This window comes from Hymenobacter defluvii (assembly GCF_017589435.1).
GTDB lineage: Bacteria > Bacteroidota > Bacteroidia > Cytophagales > Hymenobacteraceae > Hymenobacter > Hymenobacter profundi.
This window is the reverse complement of record NZ_JAGETX010000004.1, coordinates 292,762-310,367: the sequence shown is the minus strand read 5'-3', so window position 1 is coordinate 310,367 and position 17,606 is coordinate 292,762. Positions and strand designations below refer to the sequence as shown.

General features: G+C 57.7%; 16 protein-coding genes and 2 pseudogenes. 11 read left to right on the top strand and 7 right to left on the bottom strand.

Annotation, left to right across the window (positions count from 1 at the left end; all coding sequences use genetic code 11):
• Positions 1 to 38: 38 nt before the first annotated feature.
• A complete protein-coding gene (gene recQ, locus J4D97_RS10040; protein ID WP_208307458.1) occupies positions 39 to 2,270 on the top strand; it encodes a DNA helicase RecQ in 2,232 nt (743 codons plus the stop codon).
• Positions 2,271 to 2,351: 81 nt separating this feature from the next.
• Here the strand turns inward: recQ and J4D97_RS10035 are convergent, their stop codons facing one another.
• The gene (locus J4D97_RS10035; RefSeq protein WP_208307457.1) at positions 2,352 to 3,059 is read right to left on the bottom strand and encodes a precorrin-2 dehydrogenase/sirohydrochlorin ferrochelatase family protein; all 708 of its coding nucleotides are present in this window, start codon (positions 3,057 to 3,059) and stop codon (positions 2,352 to 2,354) included.
• A gap of 271 nt (positions 3,060 to 3,330) precedes the next feature.
• On the opposite strand from J4D97_RS10035, the gene J4D97_RS10030 reads away from it, so the two are divergent.
• Together J4D97_RS10030 and J4D97_RS10025 are read left to right on the top strand one after the other, a co-directional pair.
• Positions 3,331 to 4,167 carry a LexA family transcriptional regulator gene (locus J4D97_RS10030; protein WP_243900239.1) on the top strand — a complete coding sequence of 279 codons (837 nt, stop codon included), beginning with the start codon at positions 3,331 to 3,333 and terminating at the stop codon, positions 4,165 to 4,167.
• Positions 4,168 to 4,345: 178 nt separating this feature from the next.
• Complete coding sequence (locus J4D97_RS10025) at positions 4,346 to 5,065, top strand: pirin family protein (RefSeq protein ID WP_208307456.1); 720 nt, start codon at positions 4,346 to 4,348, stop codon at positions 5,063 to 5,065.
• Positions 5,066 to 5,117: 52 nt separating this feature from the next.
• Here J4D97_RS10025 and J4D97_RS10020 read toward each other — a convergent pair.
• Positions 5,118 to 5,320 (bottom strand): annotated as a pseudogene (locus J4D97_RS10020) (glycoside hydrolase family 88 protein); the annotation flags it as partial.
• Between the two features lie 620 nt (positions 5,321 to 5,940).
• Between J4D97_RS10020 and J4D97_RS10015 the strand changes: the two are divergent.
• Complete coding sequence (locus J4D97_RS10015; RefSeq protein ID WP_208307455.1) at positions 5,941 to 6,645, top strand: GAF domain-containing protein; 705 nt, start codon at positions 5,941 to 5,943, stop codon at positions 6,643 to 6,645.
• A 65-nt stretch (positions 6,646 to 6,710) separates the two neighbouring features.
• On the opposite strand, the gene J4D97_RS10010 is transcribed toward J4D97_RS10015, so the two are convergent.
• Positions 6,711 to 8,570 carry a M2 family metallopeptidase gene (locus tag J4D97_RS10010; RefSeq protein WP_208307454.1) on the bottom strand — a complete coding sequence of 620 codons (1,860 nt, stop codon included), beginning with the start codon at positions 8,568 to 8,570 and terminating at the stop codon, positions 6,711 to 6,713.
• Positions 8,571 to 8,675: 105 nt separating this feature from the next.
• Positions 8,676 to 9,362 (bottom strand): GNAT family N-acetyltransferase, encoded by a 687-nt coding sequence (locus J4D97_RS10005; RefSeq protein ID WP_208307453.1) that lies wholly within the window; start codon positions 9,360 to 9,362, stop codon positions 8,676 to 8,678.
• A 208-nt stretch (positions 9,363 to 9,570) separates the two neighbouring features.
• Here J4D97_RS10005 and J4D97_RS10000 point away from each other — a divergent pair, with 208 nt between their 5' ends.
• Positions 9,571 to 10,356: a sterol desaturase family protein gene (locus J4D97_RS10000; protein ID WP_208307452.1), complete on the top strand. Its 786-nt coding sequence runs from the start codon at positions 9,571 to 9,573 to the stop codon at positions 10,354 to 10,356.
• Positions 10,357 to 10,423: 67 nt separating this feature from the next.
• Here J4D97_RS10000 and J4D97_RS09995 read toward each other — a convergent pair whose 3' ends face one another.
• The gene (locus J4D97_RS09995) at positions 10,424 to 11,371 is read right to left on the bottom strand and encodes a zinc-dependent peptidase (protein ID WP_208307451.1); all 948 of its coding nucleotides are present in this window, start codon (positions 11,369 to 11,371) and stop codon (positions 10,424 to 10,426) included.
• A gap of 205 nt (positions 11,372 to 11,576) precedes the next feature.
• On the opposite strand from J4D97_RS09995, the gene J4D97_RS09990 reads away from it, so the two are divergent.
• Complete coding sequence (locus J4D97_RS09990) at positions 11,577 to 11,834, top strand: hypothetical protein (RefSeq protein ID WP_185283998.1); 258 nt, start codon at positions 11,577 to 11,579, stop codon at positions 11,832 to 11,834.
• 84 nt (positions 11,835 to 11,918) lie between these two features.
• Here the strand turns inward: J4D97_RS09990 and J4D97_RS09985 are convergent, their stop codons facing one another.
• Positions 11,919 to 12,281 (bottom strand): low molecular weight protein tyrosine phosphatase family protein, encoded by a 363-nt coding sequence (locus J4D97_RS09985; protein ID WP_208307450.1) that lies wholly within the window; start codon positions 12,279 to 12,281, stop codon positions 11,919 to 11,921.
• A gap of 209 nt (positions 12,282 to 12,490) precedes the next feature.
• On the opposite strand from J4D97_RS09985, the pseudogene J4D97_RS23965 reads away from it, so the two are divergent.
• From J4D97_RS23965 to J4D97_RS09960, 5 genes and pseudogenes are all read left to right on the top strand, one after another.
• Positions 12,491 to 12,649 (top strand): annotated as a pseudogene (locus J4D97_RS23965) (integrase core domain-containing protein); the annotation flags it as partial.
• 197 nt (positions 12,650 to 12,846) lie between these two features.
• Positions 12,847 to 13,236, top strand: coding sequence for a MerC domain-containing protein (locus J4D97_RS09975; RefSeq protein WP_185283996.1), 390 nt, complete (start codon positions 12,847 to 12,849; stop codon positions 13,234 to 13,236).
• 166 nt (positions 13,237 to 13,402) lie between these two features.
• The gene (locus J4D97_RS09970) at positions 13,403 to 13,714 is read left to right on the top strand and encodes a hypothetical protein (RefSeq protein ID WP_208307449.1); all 312 of its coding nucleotides are present in this window, start codon (positions 13,403 to 13,405) and stop codon (positions 13,712 to 13,714) included.
• Between the two features lie 180 nt (positions 13,715 to 13,894).
• Positions 13,895 to 14,152 (top strand): hypothetical protein, encoded by a 258-nt coding sequence (locus J4D97_RS09965; protein ID WP_185283994.1) that lies wholly within the window; start codon positions 13,895 to 13,897, stop codon positions 14,150 to 14,152.
• An 83-nt stretch (positions 14,153 to 14,235) separates the two neighbouring features.
• Positions 14,236 to 16,029, top strand: coding sequence for a M14 family metallopeptidase (locus J4D97_RS09960; protein WP_208307448.1), 1,794 nt, complete (start codon positions 14,236 to 14,238; stop codon positions 16,027 to 16,029).
• Positions 16,030 to 16,114: 85 nt separating this feature from the next.
• Here the strand turns inward: J4D97_RS09960 and J4D97_RS09955 are convergent, their stop codons facing one another.
• On the bottom strand, positions 16,115 to 17,578 hold the full coding sequence (locus J4D97_RS09955; RefSeq protein WP_208307447.1) for a DUF3526 domain-containing protein: 1,464 nt from the start codon (positions 17,576 to 17,578) through the stop codon (positions 16,115 to 16,117).
• Between the last annotated feature and the right edge of the window lie 28 nt (positions 17,579 to 17,606).

Genomic DNA, 17,606 nt, shown 5'->3' with positions numbered 1-17,606 from the left:
AAGCTGCAATTCCCGCCAAATCGCCGTATTTTTACCCAATGCTATTCACACCCGAACCGCTCGCCCCTACCCTCGACTCAGCCCGCCGCGTACTGAAGCAGTATTATGGCTACGACCAATTTCGGCCCATGCAGGGCGATATTATTGAGTCGATTTTGGGCGGACAGGATACGGTGGTGCTGATGCCCACGGGCGGCGGCAAATCGGTGTGTTTCCAAGTGCCGGCCGTGGTGCAGGCGGGTGTGTGCGTGGTGGTGTCGCCGCTGATTGCCTTGATGAAAGACCAGGTAGAAGCCCTGAAGGCTAACGGCATTCCGGCGGCCTACATCAACAGCAGCGTAGGCCTGAGTGAGCAGCAAAGCATCACCTCTGACTGTTACAATGGCGCGCTGAAACTGCTCTACGTCTCGCCGGAAAAGCTTTTGTCGGAAGGCTTTCTGACCTTCTTGCAGCGTCTAAAAGTGAGCATGTTTGCCATCGACGAAGCACACTGCATCTCCTCGTGGGGGCACGATTTCCGGCCCGAGTACACGCAGTTGCGCGTGCTGCGTGAGCAGTTTCCGCACGTGCCCATCATTGCCCTCACCGCCACCGCCGACCGCCTCACCCAGCGCGACATCCAGCAGCAGCTGCGCCTGAATCAGCCGCAGGTGTTTCTGTCGAGCTTCGATAGGCCGAATATCAACCTCATTGTGCGGCCGGGCCAGAACAGGGTAGGGGGCGTGCTGGAATTTATTGAGCGCCGCCCCGGCGAGGCGGGCATTATTTACTGCCTCTCGCGCAAGCAGTGCGAAACGGTGGCCGGCAAGCTCAAGGAAAAAGGTATTCGGGCCAACCACTACCACGCTGGCCTCACGCCCAACCAGCGCGCCAGCGTGCAAGAGGCCTTTTTGCGCGACGATTTGCAGGTGATTGTAGCCACCATCGCCTTCGGCATGGGCATCGACAAGAGCAACGTGCGCTGGGTGATTCACTACAACCTGCCCAAGAACATTGAGGGCTATTACCAGGAAATAGGCCGCGCCGGGCGCGATGGCGCCCCAGCCACAGCTGTGCTATTCTACAGCTTCGGCGACGTGATGAGCCTGCGTGACATGCTTTCCAAGGACGACCCGAAGCTTACGCAGCTCAACCTCACCAAGCTGGAGCGCATGCAGCAGTTTGCCGAAGCAGCTTCCTGCCGCCGTAAAATCCTGCTCAACTACTTCAGCGAAACCCTACCCCAGGACTGCGGTAATTGCGACATTTGCCGCAACCCGCCTACTACCTTCGATGGTACGCTGCTGGCCCAAAAGGCCTTGTCGGCAGTGGTGCGCATGCGCGAGCGGGCCAGCATTGGCCTGCTCATCGACGTGCTGCGCGGCATGCGGAATCAAGCCGTACTCAGCGGCGGCTACGACCAGATCAAAACCTACGGCGCCGGCGCTGACTTGCCCTACCTCGACTGGTACAGCTACATCCATCAGATGCTGAACGATGGCCTAATCTATATTGCTTACGAGGAAGGATACGCACTGAAAATAAATGAGTTGGGTAAGGAGGTTCTGCAAGGCCAGCGCCAAGTGTCCATGAAGCAGTTCAAACCTGCCGAGAAGGCCGTGAAGGGCAAGAAAGCTCCCCGCGAAGCAACGCCCGTGGCTGCCACGCCCGAGGCGCGGCTGTTCGAGGCCCTGCGCGCCCTGCGCAAGCGAATTGCCGACGAGCAAAACGTGCCGCCCTACGTTATCTTCACTGATACCACGCTTCAGGAAATGGCGGTGGAAAAGCCCGTGACGCGCACAGCCATGCTGGGCATTTCGGGGGTAGGTATGAAGAAGTTCGAGAACTACGGCGAGGCGTTTATCCGCGAAATCCTAGTGCACGGCGGCGTGCCCAGCCCCGACGATGCCGAGGACTCCATCGATTCCGATGATACTGTGGGTAGTCGCCCGCGCCGCCGCGAGAGCAAAGAAAGCGACGGCCCCAACGACACCCAGCAGGCTACTTTCCAGCTGCACCGCATGGGCCTAAGCCCCGAGGCTATTGCCGAGCGCCGCAACATGGCCTTGTCTACCATCCAAGGGCATCTGTTCACGGCCTACACCAAGGGCCTCGACCTGCGCCTGCAAGACTTTTTCACGCCCGATCAGTTTGCGGAAATCCAGCTTGGCATCGACCAGCTCGGCGGCGCGCCCATGCTCCGCGACCTGTTCGATCACCTGCGCGAGAAGTATGATTATTTCACGCTACGGCTAGCCTCGGCGTATAACAAGAAGTTGCGCGGGGAGTAGGAGAGTAATTATAGTTTAAACCGTCATGCTTGATCTGGCGTCTGCTTGTCTAAGCATGACGGTTATTCTGCTTAGAACAGCCTACCGCTTCCGCCACGCTGCCGCTACCACCGCGCCCAGTGCCAGCAACGAGCCGGTAGCCACATAGCGCCAACGCCGTGTGGCCGGCGACTCGTAAGCGGGGCCGCCGGTTAGCTCAGCCGTTACGGCGTTCAATGACTTCACTTTAGCAGCAAAGTCGCCTTGGATTTGCCCGCGGATGACGGTCATTTGTTGCAGTACCGTGTCCAGTTCCTCAGGTAGGGTTTCTTCCAGCATGGCGCGCAGGCGCTTAGCCACCGTGGGCGACTTGCCATTGGTGGAAATAGCAATTTTTAGGTCGCCCTTTTGCACCACCGAGGAGAGGTAGAAGTCGCACTCGGCGGGCGTGTCGGCTACGTTGGTGAGCAGTCCACGGGCCGTGGCGGCGGCTTTGATGCGGCGGTGCAGGGCCGGATCGTCGGTGGCGGCAAAGACGAAATCGTGGTTTTCTAGATCAGTCTCGGCGAAGGGTCGTTCGTGTAGTTGAATGCGGGGGTAGGGCGCCGCCAGGGCACGTAACTCAGGAGAAATCCAAGTGGCGACTACCGTCACGGCCGTGGCCGGACTGCTGCGCAGAATGGCCGTCAGCTTTTCCAGGCCCACGTTGCCACCACCCACCAACAGCACCCGAAACTGCTCCAGTTTCAGAAATACCGGGAATAGCGGGTTGAAACCAGCAGGAGAAGGGGTAGGAGAAGGCGTTGGCATACAGTGGATGAAAAGGCTTGTAGAACAAAGAATACGGCGAAAATAGGAAGGTACTTCAGGATAGTACGTTCAGGCAATACGATTCCGAAAGCGCGGGCAATGAGCAAATGTTTAGCACAGAAGAAGATACTACTGCGGAAAACCGGGTACTAGCAAGCCATTTTGCAGACAAGCGAGAGAAAGATCAAAAAATAATAGCAAAAAATTTAGCTAATTGAATTAGTATTCGCGTAAGCGCGTTCGTACTTTCGTGAGCCGGTGCTTTTTACCGATGCAGCCATTTCCCCGGCTCCCTACCCCGATGATCAACACGAACTTAAAATTCTGGCGGCGCGAACTTGGCCTAACGCAGGCCCAGATGGCCGAAAAATTAGGTATTAAACGCTCCCTGGTGGGCGCCTACGAAGAAGGCCGTGCCGAGCCCAAGCTCCTGACGCTGGTGAACATGGCCCGCCTGTTCGGCATCACGCTCGACGCGCTGGTGACAACCGACTTCAGCAAGAAGAAAAACGCTAAGGCCGCCATTCTGCAATTGCAAGCCCAGAAAAGCAGCGACCCCACGCCTACCCGCCCTGGCGGCGCGCTGCGGGTACTAGCGCTTACCGTTGATAAAGAGGAAAACGAAAACATCGAGTTGGTACCCCAAAAGGCTGCCGCTGGCTACCTCAATGGCTACGCCGACCCCGAGTACCTCGAAGAACTGCCCAAGTTTCGCCTCCCCATGCTGGGCACGGGCGGTACCTACCGCGCCTTCGAAATTGCCGGTGACTCCATGCTCCCCATTGCCTCCGGCACCGTGATTGTGGGCCGCTATGTAGATGACTGGCTAACGCTGAAAGACGGCACGCCGTGCATCGTGGTTAGCTCCAAGGAAGGCATCGTGTTCAAACGCGTGTTCAACCGCCTCAAAGACGGCGCCATGCTGGCCCTGCACTCCGATAACCCCGTGTACTCGCCCTACGAAATTAGCGTAGAGGATGTGGTGGAAATCTGGGAAGCCAAGGCGTACATCAGCAGCACGTTCCCTATTGCCGACCTGTCGCTGACCCGCTTGGCCAGCATCGTGCTGGATTTGCAGCAGCAAGTAAGCACGCTGAAAAAAGCATAGCCTTATTGTTATTCCTTGCTATGCTCGGAATGACAGGAAAAAAGACCAGAAGCCCCGCCAGCTATACCGCTGGCGGGGCTTTTTGGCATATGGGTAGGAAGTGGCTTAGCCATCTATTTCAACTTACCAGGGGCGCGCTACGTATGTTTGGGCAACATTTGACTTGATTTCTACGCTCATGCTGAAATATATTCCTGCCATCGAACGCCACCACGCTGCACCGGTTGCCTGGCTGAACAGCCACTTCCTGTTCAGCTTCGCAGACTATTACGACCCGAATAACATGCATTTCGGGCCATTGCGGGTGTTCAACGACGATGTAGTACAGCCGCACTCGGGCTTTCCCCAGCACCCGCACTCCGAAATGGAAATTGTGACGCTGGTATTGCAGGGTGAGGTGACCCACGAGGATACGATGGGCAACAAAACCACCATTCGCAAGGGCGAGGTGCAGCGCATGACAGCTGGCACCGGCATTGCCCACTCCGAGATGAACCGCACCGATAAGCCGCTGCACATCTATCAGTTGTGGTTTCTGCCTAATCAAAAGGGGCTCTCGCCCAGCTACGAACAAAAGGACATTGATTTCCTGAGTCACAAAAACGAGCTGGTGCCCCTTGTAACGGGGCAACGCGTGCTGGAAGATGTGGTGTATATGAACTCCAACAGCACCGTATACTGGGCCAATCTGCGGGAGGAAAAGGAAATCGAATTCAAAACGTTTCCCATCCGCAATACCTTTGTGTACGTGAAGGAAGGCACCATTTACATCAACGGCTCCGAAATTGGTCCCAACGACCAGGCTCGCCTGACCGACGAGAACGTGCTCCATATTCGCGCCGAAAAAGATGCTCAGTTTATTCTGATTGATTTGCCAGCTGCAGAGGCGAATTATTAAAAAGACTTGTTGCTAAATAAAGAAAACCGTAGCGCGGACTGCAGAGTCTGCGCTACGGTTTTTTTAACTGCAGGGAGCTATGGTTTATCTCGAACGTATGCTGCTGCAACAAACGAATAACCTTAGTGCCTGCCCGGAGCCGTGGGCCGCGTACACGTTCATCGGGCGATAGTAGTAAAATACCGGGTCGAAGCCCATGCCAGTGCCCACGCACACGCCCTCTACCTGGCCTTGGGCATTCACCTTGGTAATCACCCGACCTACACGGCTTGATCGTCAGCGGTTCCAACAGCAACCGCCGCGACGCAGTAGCCGTAGCGGCCCGCGCATCGCCCAGCGTCACGTGATAGTTGCCCTCGGGTAGCGCCACCGAGAAGTAGAACGGCTGGTTGCTGGTCACAAAATGGCCTTTCAGGCCATCCTTGCCACCGCTGCCGCCTGAAACCGTAGCCTTGCGCTAGATAATAAGCGGCGTTGGGAAATACCTGCGATGGCCTGGCCCTGTTTTGCCAAGGCCAAAATTGAATTTATAGGAAGTGTTAATAGGTGCCTGCGTGGCGGTGCTGGTTGTGAGCACCAGGCCAAACAGCTTGGCAAGTAGGGCAGGGGTAGGCGGTATACGGAGCAGCTACGAAACACGGGCACTATGCCCCAATTGCGCCGAATAACATGCTTCCGCTACGCTCATTTATCCGGGAGTCTGCTGGAACCGAGGGAGATGCTGTTTTCTGAACAGTTGAGGTAAAGTATTTGCAGTTAGGGAATTGCGTGTTTGATAAACCTGCGGCTCAACATAATTTTCTGTTGGGCCAAACGTAACACCACACAATTCGTTAACTAACAAGCTCATCTTAAAGTCGAGCTACCCTGCCAGCGTGAGTGCATTGTTTCCCCAGTCCTTGATTCCCGATAATGATGCCATGCGCCTGCGGGTGCTACATCAGTATCAGATTGTGAATACCACGCCGGAGAAGATCTTCGACGACTACGTGGCCCTGACGGCGCGCTTGTTTAACCTGCCTATTTCGCTGATTTCACTGGTTGATGAAGAACGCGTATGGTTTAAAGCCAGTGTAGGCGCACCGGCCGGCATCACCTCCCTGGCCCGCCCCGACAGCATGTGCTCGGCGGCCATCTTGCAGGATACGCCCGTGTTTTTCTCCGACTACACCCGCGAAAGTTGCGACCTAGTGAACCCCGCCACCGCCGAGGCGCTGGGCCTGCACTTCTATGCAGGCACCGCCCTGCTCACTACAGAAGGCATAAAAATTGGCGTGCTGGCGGTTATTGGCCGTGAGCACCGGGTATTTTCAACTGCCGAATCGGAGCTGCTTCAGGCACTGGCGCGGCTGGTCAGCAAAACCATTGAGCTGCGCGGCCGCTACCTGGACGCCAACAACCCAGACGGCTGGGAAAAAGCTCAGCGCGAGCTGGAAACGCAACTAGACGATAATTTCGCGCTGGCGCGTTACCTGGCTACTCGCACGCAAGGTATTAATCTGGAAGACGACGAAATAGCGCAGGTGATCAAGCAGCGGCTAGCGAATATGGATGTGGTGCTGGATAATAAGTTGCTGTAAATCAGTAGTGTATTAACTAAAAAAGCCTGCTTTAAAAGCAGGCTTTTTTAGTTGTTGCAGATAAGTTACATCGTGTACTTCCTACCCTTGTTCTGCTCTTTCAGGTAGGCCATCAGTGGCTGGAAATATTCCACCATAGCGCGGGCCGAGAGGTCTTCGCCGGTTTTTTCTTTTAGCACCAGGCGCCAATCTTTGCTGGAACCGGGGCGCATGATGTCGGCCAGGAAAGCGCCTACCTCCTTGCTGCCGTAGTAGTTGGTGGCGTGCGGGTCTTGGTGTAAGATCTGCTTGGCAATGTGGTCGTGCAGCTGAAACAGGATGACGTACGACAGAGCGTAGTCGTAGTACTGCGCGGGGTCGTCGTTGATGTGAGTTTTGGTGGCCGGGTCAAGGTAGTTCTCGCCGCGGGGAGTAGGGGGCACAATGCCTTGGTACTGCTTGCTAAGTGCCCACCACTTGGCGTTGAGCTGGTCGGCGGGGAGGTTGTCAGCGTAGAAGCTGTTTTCCCACTCGCTCATCACGCCCGAGGCAAACGGAATGAACACCACCGAGCCCAGGGCCTCTTTCAGGAGCGCCTGCATGTCGTTGGTTTTCACTTTGGGGTCAATCAGCCCCAAACCCGCCAGGAAAGGCTTTTGGCGGGCGGCCAGGCCCATCAGGCTACCCATGGCCTCGTGGTAGGCACGGTTGGCGCCCTGGCGCAACAGCACTGGTACCTCGGGGTTGGTATAGGTGAGGTAGTAATAAATGTGGCCTAGCTCATGGTGGGTGGTTTCGTACCACTCGGTGTTGGCTTCCACGCTCATCAGACTGCGCACGTCCTGTTCCAGGTTCATGTGCCAGGCCGAGGCGTGGTTGTTCTTCTTGTGGTCGGCGCCTTTGGGTAGGGGGTAGAGACTCGATTTCTCCCAGAACACCGGAGGCAACGCCTGAAAGCCCAGGCTCTGGTAGAAACGCTCGGCCTGTTGCACCTGCCACTCGGCGCCTTTTTTAGCCAGCACAGGATCCAGGTTCAGGCCTTTCACGTCTACCATGCTGCTCCAGTCCTGCCCCCAGCGGTTGGGCAGCCAGGAGGCAGGTAGGTAGTCGGGCACCTGCTTCACGCCGTACTGCTTGGCCAGCTCGTAGCGGGCGTAGGTGTGCAACTCGCGGTAGAGCGGGCGCAGCTCCTGGTTGATTTTGCGAACCAGCGCCATCATCTCCTCCCGGTTCATGCCGTAGTCGGAAGCCTGGTAGGTGAAGTAGTCGGGGTAGCCCAGGGCCTGCACAGTTTGGTTGCGCAGGTCGCGCAGGCTGAGCAGGCCGGGTTTCAGGGTAGGGCCGATGGCCTTGCTGGCTTCCCAAATCTGCTGGCGCTTCTGCGGGTTCTTTTCTTTGCGCAATAGCTCGTCCAGATCGTTCGTCGTCACCGACTTACCCTGGTATTTGTAGTCGAAACCGTAGAGCTTTTCCGTTTGCTGGGTTTCGGCCTTGATGCGGCGCTTCACCACGTCGGCAGCAGTTTGAGGCGAGTTGGCGGCGTTGTACAAGGCCGTTTCCAACTGCTTCACCTGGATAGGCGTGAGGTCCTGCTTATGCTCTAATAGTTCGCGCAGGCGGTTGATATTCTCGGTGCTGCCCGCAAAAGCAGCCATGCGCACGTTGGCGCGGGCCGTGGCGGCAGCGTTGGTGGTATCGCCGGGCACGATGTGGGTGTTGGAGCGCCACTCGGCTTCCGACGATTGCGTGTAGAGTTTCTGGTATTCAGCAGAGTAGGCGGTCAGAAAATCCTGTGCCTGCTGTTGCCAGCTAACGGGCGCAGCAGCCTGAGGTGCTGCCGTAGGGGCTGAAGCAGATGAATCGGTAGCAACAGCAGGCGTTTTGGCGGTAGGGGCGCAGGCGGTAAGTAGAGCCGCTGTAAGCAGGGGTAAATAAGACTTCTTCATAACACCGCAAAGAAACGACGAAAAACGCAGCAAAATCCCAAGCCTACCACGGCGCAGCAACCCTACCCCGTCACCCAAGGGGTACGAAAGGAACAGTCGTACAAACTACCCCACCAGCTTTTCGAGCACGTAAATCTGCAACTGTCGGCGGGTTTGGAAGCCGAGGCGCTCGTATACGGCGCGGGCGCGGGTGTTTTCGGGGAGCACGTGTAAAAATGGCACCCGCCCCGCTGCCAGTATGCGGTGCATCTGGTGTTGCAGGAGGCGGGCGGCGTAGCCTTTGCCCAGGTGCGCAGGGTGCGTGCAAACGGCGCTCAATTCGGTGTAGGGTGTGGGTTGGAGCCGTTCGCCTGCCATGGCCACCAACTCATTGCCCTCAAAAATGCCGTGGTATTCGCCAAACTCGATGGTGCGCTGAAGAAACGGGCCGGGGTTGGTTTGGGCCGTGAGTGCTATCATGGCAGAAATATGCGGCTGTTGCAGCGGTACCACGCCTGTGCGGTCGAGGGCTGGCGGAGTAAGGTGCTCGTATACGAGTTGCAGCAAATCTTTCTGCACCAGTATCTTCCAGTTGTCCGGAATAGCTACCTCGCCGGCCGTGAACAGTACGGTAGCTGTGCCGGCCGGGGTCAGGTCGTGCAAATCGGCGAAGGCGCTGGCCGAGTACTCGCGTAGGCCTGCAAATGCTCCGGCTTCCTTCTGCACGTACCGCGCCTGCTCGTTGCCTACGGCAAGGTGGGCACTGCCGGTGCACAAGGCATTCCAAATTGGGTTGTTGAGGACGTGCTGCATAGGGGAGGGGAGGGGCAAAGTCAGCGCAAAGCTACTCCCTACCCAACAAACCGGCGCGAGTCGCATGCCTCATGGCCTCATGCCGTCTGCACCTGCTGCACGTGATAACCTAGTTGATCATGTTTCTGGTTGAAGTAGTTTTGTGATAAGATCAGGCACATTTTTCGCCGGCTTGCACGTTATACACGCAGCATCTTATCATCGTCATATGTTGTTTTTCTCTTCCACGGCTGCCGCTGCTGGTAGCCATTATCTTTCCAGTCTGGTGTTGCTTACCGTGCGCTACCTCGTGTTTGCGGGCGTGGCCTACGCGGTTTTCTGGGTGTGGCGCCGCGAGAAGTGGCAGCACCGCCGTATTCAGCCCAAGTTTCCCGAGCGCAAGCACATCGATACGGAAATCAAGTACTCTCTGCTCACCTGCCTGATTTTTGCGATGGTAGGCGTAAGCATCTTTGTAGCGAAGCAACATGGCTACACGCTCATGTACAGTAAGATAAGCGACTACGGCTGGCTTTACTTCGTCTTCAGCCTATTAGTAGCCATTGTAGCGCACGACACCTATTTCTATTGGACGCACCGCTTCATGCACATTCCGGCGGTGTTTCGGCACGTGCACCGGGTGCATCACCTCTCGCACAATCCGTCGCCGTGGGCGTCATTTTCGTTTCACCCGTTGGAGGCCGTGATTGAAGCGGGCATTGTGCCACTGCTGGTGTTTGTCCTACCCATTCACCCGCTCACGCTGGGCATTTTCATGGTGTACCAGATGGGCATGAACGTGCTGGGCCACCTGGGCTACGAGCCCTACCCTCAACACTTTTTGCGCAGCCGCTGGGGCCGCTTACACAATACCAGCACGCACCACAACATGCACCACCAACTGGTAAAGTGCAACTATGGACTCTATTTCAACTGGTGGGACCGGCTCATGGGTACCAACCACGCCAAGTACCCCGAGCGTTTCGAAAAAGCCGCAGGAAGCAAGGAGCGGTAGTAAATACAGTGAACGTCATTTCTCGACAAGTTCGAAATGACGTTCAACGCGTAGTCGAACGAGCGGCCTATGCAGCTTGCTGCTCTTGCTGCAAATGACAGTCTTTATACTTCTTGCCACTACCGCAGGGGCAAGGCGAGTTGCGGCCAAATTTTTTGTGACGGCTGCGCAGGCTCCGAATCCACTCGCGCGGATCGGTGGCAAAGCGCAGGAAGCGCTTCTTGGGGTTCTGCCGAAACGCTCGCATCAGCAATTGGTACAGCTCGGGGTGGTGCTCCTGTAGCTTCTCTGGTTTCTCGAAGAAATACTCCGTAACGACGGCGAAGAACTCGGCTTCGTTGGTGGCGGCGTAGTCGTTAATTTCGGAGTGGCCGGCCCGGATGGCTTCCATTTCGCGGTGCATCACCTCGGTCCAGGGTTTCAGCAACTCGGTGGGTAGGGCCAGCTTGGGCACACCATCAATCACGCCGTCGGCCTGGTCCAGCATGTGCGCAAACTCGTGAATGCCCACGTTCTGCTTGTCGATGGTATCGGCAAATCCTTGCTCCAATGAGGCTTTGGATAAGTGCATATAGTGTGCGCCCTGAAAGCCGCGCACCGAGCCCAACAGCGTGCCGGCCAGGGGCTTCACTTCCTTGCTGGGGTCGTCGGGGCTTTGCCAGGCATCGGGCACAATCAATACTTCGCCTAGGTTGCCGTACTCCCATTCCGGAAAACCAAAGGTTGGGATAACGGCCGAGGCGGCTACCAGCAGGCGCGTGGTATCGTCTACCTCCGTCTGAATGCCCCGTACACTGGTTTGGGCCAGAAACACCTGAATTTTACGCTCGAAACGAAGCTTGTCGTCTTTGGTTAGCGACAGATAAAAGGCAATACGCTCGGTAAGAATCTGGCGCCAGTTGTCCGGAAACTCTTGCGCCAGCGCGGCGGCTCGTATGCGGCTGTCGCGGGTGACGTAGCGGTAAAACAGAAAGATAACCCCAGCCACGAAGGCCGCGAAGAGTACGTAATTCATAGCCCGTTGCTAACGGACATCCCGGACGAAGGTTGGTAGACCGCAACGAATAAAGCGTCAAGGCAGCGCAGCAACGGGACACAAGACGCACAGCTGGCAGAAAATACGGAGGGCGCCCCTGGTAAAACTACTGAAAAAGCGTGCTCGCTTGTCTGCCGAAAAATAAGCGTGCGTACACAGGCACTGCACCAACCCTACCTATCCCATGCCACTACACCGCGAGTTAGATAAGAAGCTAAGCAAGACATACGAACCTTCGACCAGCATCGACGACGTTTTCAAAGGCTACGATATCACCTTCATAACCAATGAGCACGGCGAGCCAGTAACCTTGTTTTTCGGTAAGCGCCGCCCCGATGGGTTGATAGCGGGCGAGCGATACACGCGGACCATCAAGCGCCAGCCCAATAGTTTGGAAGTGAAGTCGAGCCACTGGGATAATCGGGGCAAGATCTTGCGCTAGAACCAGTTGCATCTACCAACCCTAGCAGGGCTTCTAGGCCCTGCCAAGGTTTTGCGGAGGGTAGCTTCTTGGAACGGCTTGCCACTAATTGCTACCTGCTGTAAAAGCAGGTAGGTGCTCTGCCAGCCGCTCGCGGAGTAAATCCTGAAGTACGGCATCCAGAAACTGAAATTTATCGGGAATACGCAGGTTGATGATTTGCTTGCCTTCCAGCTCCGTTGCAAACTTCTGCCGCAAAATGTCGGTGTGCTTCTTTTCCATCACAAAGACCACGTCGGCCCAGCCCAGGTGCCCGGCCGTGACGCGCACCCTGGCCCCCGGCTCCGTGCCCGCCGAGCGGGCCTGGTAGTGTGGGTGGTCGTCAAACAGGCGCTCGGCCGTAAGGCTGCGCCAGCGGTTCTGGCTGCAAATGAATAGGAGCTGGCGCGGGGTAGGCGAGATAGGCATAGCAGAATAGAAAGATACACGAAAACCATTCACCGCTGCTCACGCAAGATCGTCGGCTGGGACGTGCGTGACACAATGCCCGGATTCATTGTGCACTCCGACTTACGTGGTGCTCCGTCAGTTAGTACATAGTTACCGGTTTTCAGGACCCACTGGCTCGCCACCAAGCCCCGCTCAGCATGAGCCGATGAAGCAATTGCTACGATAACTTCCACACCGAGTCCATCTGGAGCCGGCTGAAAACCGAATTGCTCAATGGCGGTAGCTTTCCTAGCCTGACCGAAGCCCGGCTGGAAGTCAGTTATTCTATCGTCTACTACAACGCCGGACGCCGCCACGCCGTCCTGAGCTACCGTTCACCAGAGTAATTCGAGCACGACTTCCTAGTCAGCCTATCTTAGCGCACTGCCCATTTTTACTAGATTACCCTAGTGCAGTGTTGTTTCAACTGTGCCTGCCGTTCTTGCGCGCTAGCAAGCTATGGGAAGTATTGGGTAGAATATAACGCGCTGCCTTGATATGCAACCAAGATGCAAAATAAGGAATAAAGGCCTATATTTGCCACATGAAACCTTCCTTATCTCGGGTGTGGGCCGATTACGGGGGCATCGTGAATGCGACGCTTTGTCTGCTGCACTGTGCGGCTGGTCCCTTGTTGCTAGCCTGGTGGAGCGGCACCCAAAGCGCCGCGCTTTCCTCGCATTGGGACACGCTGTTTCTGGTACTGAGTGGCGTGCTGGTGATGGGAGCCACGTGGCAGCTAACCGCGCGCTGGCTCCGTCTGAGCCTGTGGTCTTGCTTTGCGTTGTTTGCCGTTACCGTGCTGCTGGCCGACCGCTGGCCGTGGCTGGAATTAGTGCAGTACGCCGCCTCACTGGGCTTGGTGGGCATGCACCTGTTGAACCTTCGCCAGTGCCGTCGTTGCGCTGTGGTGCCAGCGCCTGCGGCTGGCTGATACACGCGCTGGCTGTTATTTGGTTGCTATGTACTCGCTGCTGTTGTCTTTTTTGCTGAGTGGAACCGCTGCTCCAACCCCACCAACGCTGGTTGGACGCTGGGCGATGCGACAGATCTACTTCGAAGCCCGTCGCCCGTTGCCGGATTCTCTACAGGACAGGCTAATGGATAGCCCCGTGGGCGACACCAACGCGGCCTTGAAAAGCGGTGAGCAAACCGCCCTGGTCACGTTCTTTCCCGATAGCACCTACCGTTACGAGCTGAGCCGCGCCGGCCAACCTACCCTGCAAGAGGAGGGTAGCTATACCATTCGGCAAGGTCTACTGCGCGTTAGTACGCTCAATGCGCAGCCCATCTCAGCTCTTGACGGGCAGCGCATTGTAAAACTCACCCGCCGGGAGCTACGCCTGGAACACCCCATTTGGCAGCCGACGCAACAGGTATTTCGGCAAACGTACTACCAACGTCTGCGTTGAGGAAGGCCATTTGTCGACTGCGATAGAACTGCGTTTCAAGGATGACCTTCTGTGGCTTAGCAGACTGTAGGTAGCTAAAGTAGGGTAGGAGCGGTAGGGAATTATGCGTTAGCTGCTCCTACCCCCTTTCATTGTAAAGGAAATATTGATGCGGTAATTCGTTACTGCAAACCTATCTGCATGAAACACTTTACGTCTTTTTATCCGGCACTGCCAGCCGCGCTAGTTGGTGTGGCGCTGAGCTTGAGCAGCTGCCAACCCAGCACCGAGTCGACCACGGCCGCTGGTACTACCGAAGCCGCCGCCGCAACCAGCACGCACGAGCAACTAGTCGCCGACCATCAGCAAATGGAGGCAGACCATCGCACCATGGAAGAAGCCGGCTCTGATGCAGCAACTAGGCAAGAACGTGAGACGGTGAGTGGTGTAACCGTGTGAAACAACCCTAATAGCTGTTGGCAACCACACATGTTCTACCGTTACTCAACGGCCAACACGTGGCCCGACAACCCTTTTACAAGATGACGAATACCATAAGTTGCCGTACGACAGCCCTCGTCGCGGCGTTGATTTGCTTGGAGCCAATGCAGATGATGGCGCAGAATGTGTTGGACTTGCCTCCCGTTCTGCCGTGGTCCGGCAAGAGCGAGCGGCTGATTGCGAAGCCAAACGACCCGTGGATTACGCCGGCCGAAGCAGCTAATTTTCAGACTACGCCGCGCTACGCCGAGGTCCGCGCCTGGCTGGAGCGGCTCGATGCGGCTTCTCCTTTGCTGACGATGCATACCTTCGGCCGCACGGGGGAAGGCCGCGACCTGCTGTACGTGCGCGCCAGCAAAGGCGGCGCTGCCAAGCCGGTGGTGCTGGTGCAGGCGGGTATCCACTCGGGCGAGATTGACGGCAAGGATGCCGGCCTGATGCTGCTGCGCGACATCGCGTTGCGCGGGAAAGCTAATCTGCTCGACCAGGTCGATTTGGTGTTCGTGCCGATCTACAACATCGACGGCCATGAGCAGATGAGCCCGTGGAACTTCGTGCATGTGCGTGGCCCCGCCGAAAAAGGACGCGATGCTAACGCCCGCAACATCGACCTGAATCGCGACTACGGCAAATTAGATGCGCCCGAATCGCGCGCCATGATTGGGTTGCTCCGGCAGTTAGACCCCATTCTCTACATTGATTGCCACGTCAGCGAAGGCTTCGACATGCAGTATGATGTGACCTTCACCTACGCGGGCTGGGGCACGTATGCGCGCCACCGGGCCACGGCCGACTGGCTGGAAGGGCGCTTCGGCCCGGCCGTGATGCAGGCGCTGACCAAGGCGGGCCATATCCCCATCAAGTACCCCAGCCCCATCGACACGCGCGAGCCGGCCAAGGGCATCCGCTACAGTCCCGAAGGCCCCCGCTACTCCACCGGCTACGGCGACTTTATCAGTGTGCCTACTGTGTTGGTCGAGAACCACATGCTCAAGCCCTACCGCCAGCGCGTGCTGGGCACCTATGTGCTGCTAGAAGCCGCGCTGAAGATTGCGGCGGACGATGCCGAACGGATTGCTGCTGCCAAGGCCCAGGACCGCGCAAGCCGTCCTACCGAACTGCTCACGCGCTGGAAGCCCGCGCCGCAACCCATCGGCTGGATCGACAAGTTCAAGGGGGTAGCCTTTGAGTGGTACCAGTCGCCGGCATCGGGGCGACTGGAGCAGCGCTGGCTGGACCGGCCGATTACCTTCCGCATGCCCATCATCGGGCAGCAGCCCACCGAGACGGTGCAGTTGCCTAAGGCCTGGTGGGTGCCCGCCGCCCACACGGAGGTGCTAGACCGGCTGCGCCTGCACGGCATTGCGTTCGAGACACTAAAAGCCCCGCGGACGCTGCAACTCGACCAAGTGCAGCTCGTCGACCCCAAGCTGTTGCAGCCCAGCGAAGGGCGCGTGCCGATAACGGCCACCTTCGTGCACGGGCAACAGGAGCAGGTGATGCCGGCAGGGAGCGTGCGCGTGCCCGCCGACCAGCCCAATGGGCTGCTGGCGGCCTCGTTGCTGGAGCCGGAAAGCCAGGACTCGTTCCTGGCCTGGGGATTCTTCCCTGAAATGCTGTCGCCCGCCCCGAACACGGACGCCTTCGTGTTGGCCGCGCTGGGTGAACGTTTGCTGGCCACCGACCCGAAGCTGAAGGCCGAGTTTGAAGCCAAGCTCCAGGCCGAGCCTGCCTTCGCCGCCGATCCGGATGCTCGGCTTACCTGGCTCTATGCGCACGCCGGGCCGGGCCATCCCTACCCCTTGCGCTACCCGATTTTCCGCGAGGTAAACTAAAGGGTGAGTGCGGGGAAGCCTGCTTCACTACGCAATGGTCGGGCTACAACGCTGGCTCGTCTCGGCGCAGGGTAGGGTAGACCACCTACCATGTCGCGTGCAGCAACCGCCGATAGCCCACCCCCAGCACGACGGCGGTAATGCCCGCGTATAGCAGCCACGATGGGCCAATCGGTAGCCAATGGTAGTCGGCATACACACGGGGCTGAAACTGCGGGATGGCCTCGGCGTCGGCTACTGTGAAGGTGCGGTAGGTGCTTTCCTGGGCCATTTTGGGGTAAAAGAACCGCTGGGTGCGGTAGCGGAAAGCATCCACGTCGCGGCTGAAGCGGTTGAACTGCTGCCAGTGCGTGCCCGCCAGCGCCGATAGGGTTTCCTGCAGGAGTAGGGCCGGGCTCGTGAGCTGCCAGCCACGCAAGGCCACTTGCTGCTGTTCGATCTGCCTGTAGAGCTGGCGCTCAGCCTGCTGGGTGGCCGCATCCTTGATTTCCTGGCTTTTATACACGATAACGCCGTAACCGTACACCATGCCTGGCGTCACCACCGAAGCCTGCCGAATGAGCGTGCGCGGGCTACTAAACACCTCCTGGGTCAGCGTCTGCCCATCGCGCTCGAAGTAGTGGTTGATGGCGTCGCGCTCGGCTGTGGTAATGGCAATGCGGCTCGGGATGGGGTAGGCCCGGTCGAGGCCAAACTGCAACAGCGCCGGCACCAGCAGACCCAGCACCAGCCAGAGGAAGATGAGCGTCAGCGCATTCAGATTAGAGCTCAGCGAAAAACTATTGACCAGCAGCGCCAGCGCCACCCAAAAGGCGAAATACAGCGACACGGCCACCACCAGCCACCACCAGTTGCTGGTCGCCAGGAAAGCCGGACCAACGAGCCCGGCCAATACCGGCGCGACAATGGCCCAGAAAAACAGGGTAAAGAGCCCGTAGCGAATCCCGAGCCGGGCCAGGGTGAGCTGGGCAATGGACTGGTTGCTGGTTTTGAGCAGCACCCACGTACCCTGTTCCCGCTCACTCGATACCACGTTGTAGGTGAACACAATCAGGAGCAGCGGCAGCAAATACACCACGACAAACGCAAAATCGAAGGTGCCCACGAATTGCAGGTAGCTGTTGTCAATCTCGCTCTCGTGCACCAGCTGCTGCTTTTTGGTGATGTAGACTTTATAGTAGAAGGGCTGCACCCCGCTCTGGCCCGCCACCAAGGCTTGCAGCGCAAAGGGTACCTTCGCGGCATACTGCGGGCCTTCGTTACGGGCCGTATTGTAGGCGAATGTGGGGTCGTCCCAGATGAAGCCAGGGTAGTGCATGCCGTGCGCTTCCACGCGCCGGATGCGCTGCACCAAGCTGTCTTGCATCTCGTGGCGGTGCGCCCGGATGCGGCCCAATGTGCGTTGTTGGGTGTGCCATTGGCTGCTACCGGCCCACAGCGCGGCCAGCAGCACCACCAGCACCAGCGAAAAAAGAACGACCAGCACCCGGTTGCGGTACAGGCAGGTAAGCTCGTGGCGCCACAGCACCCGGAATAAAGAAGCAGACATACAAAGCGATGAGCGATTGGTTTGTAGC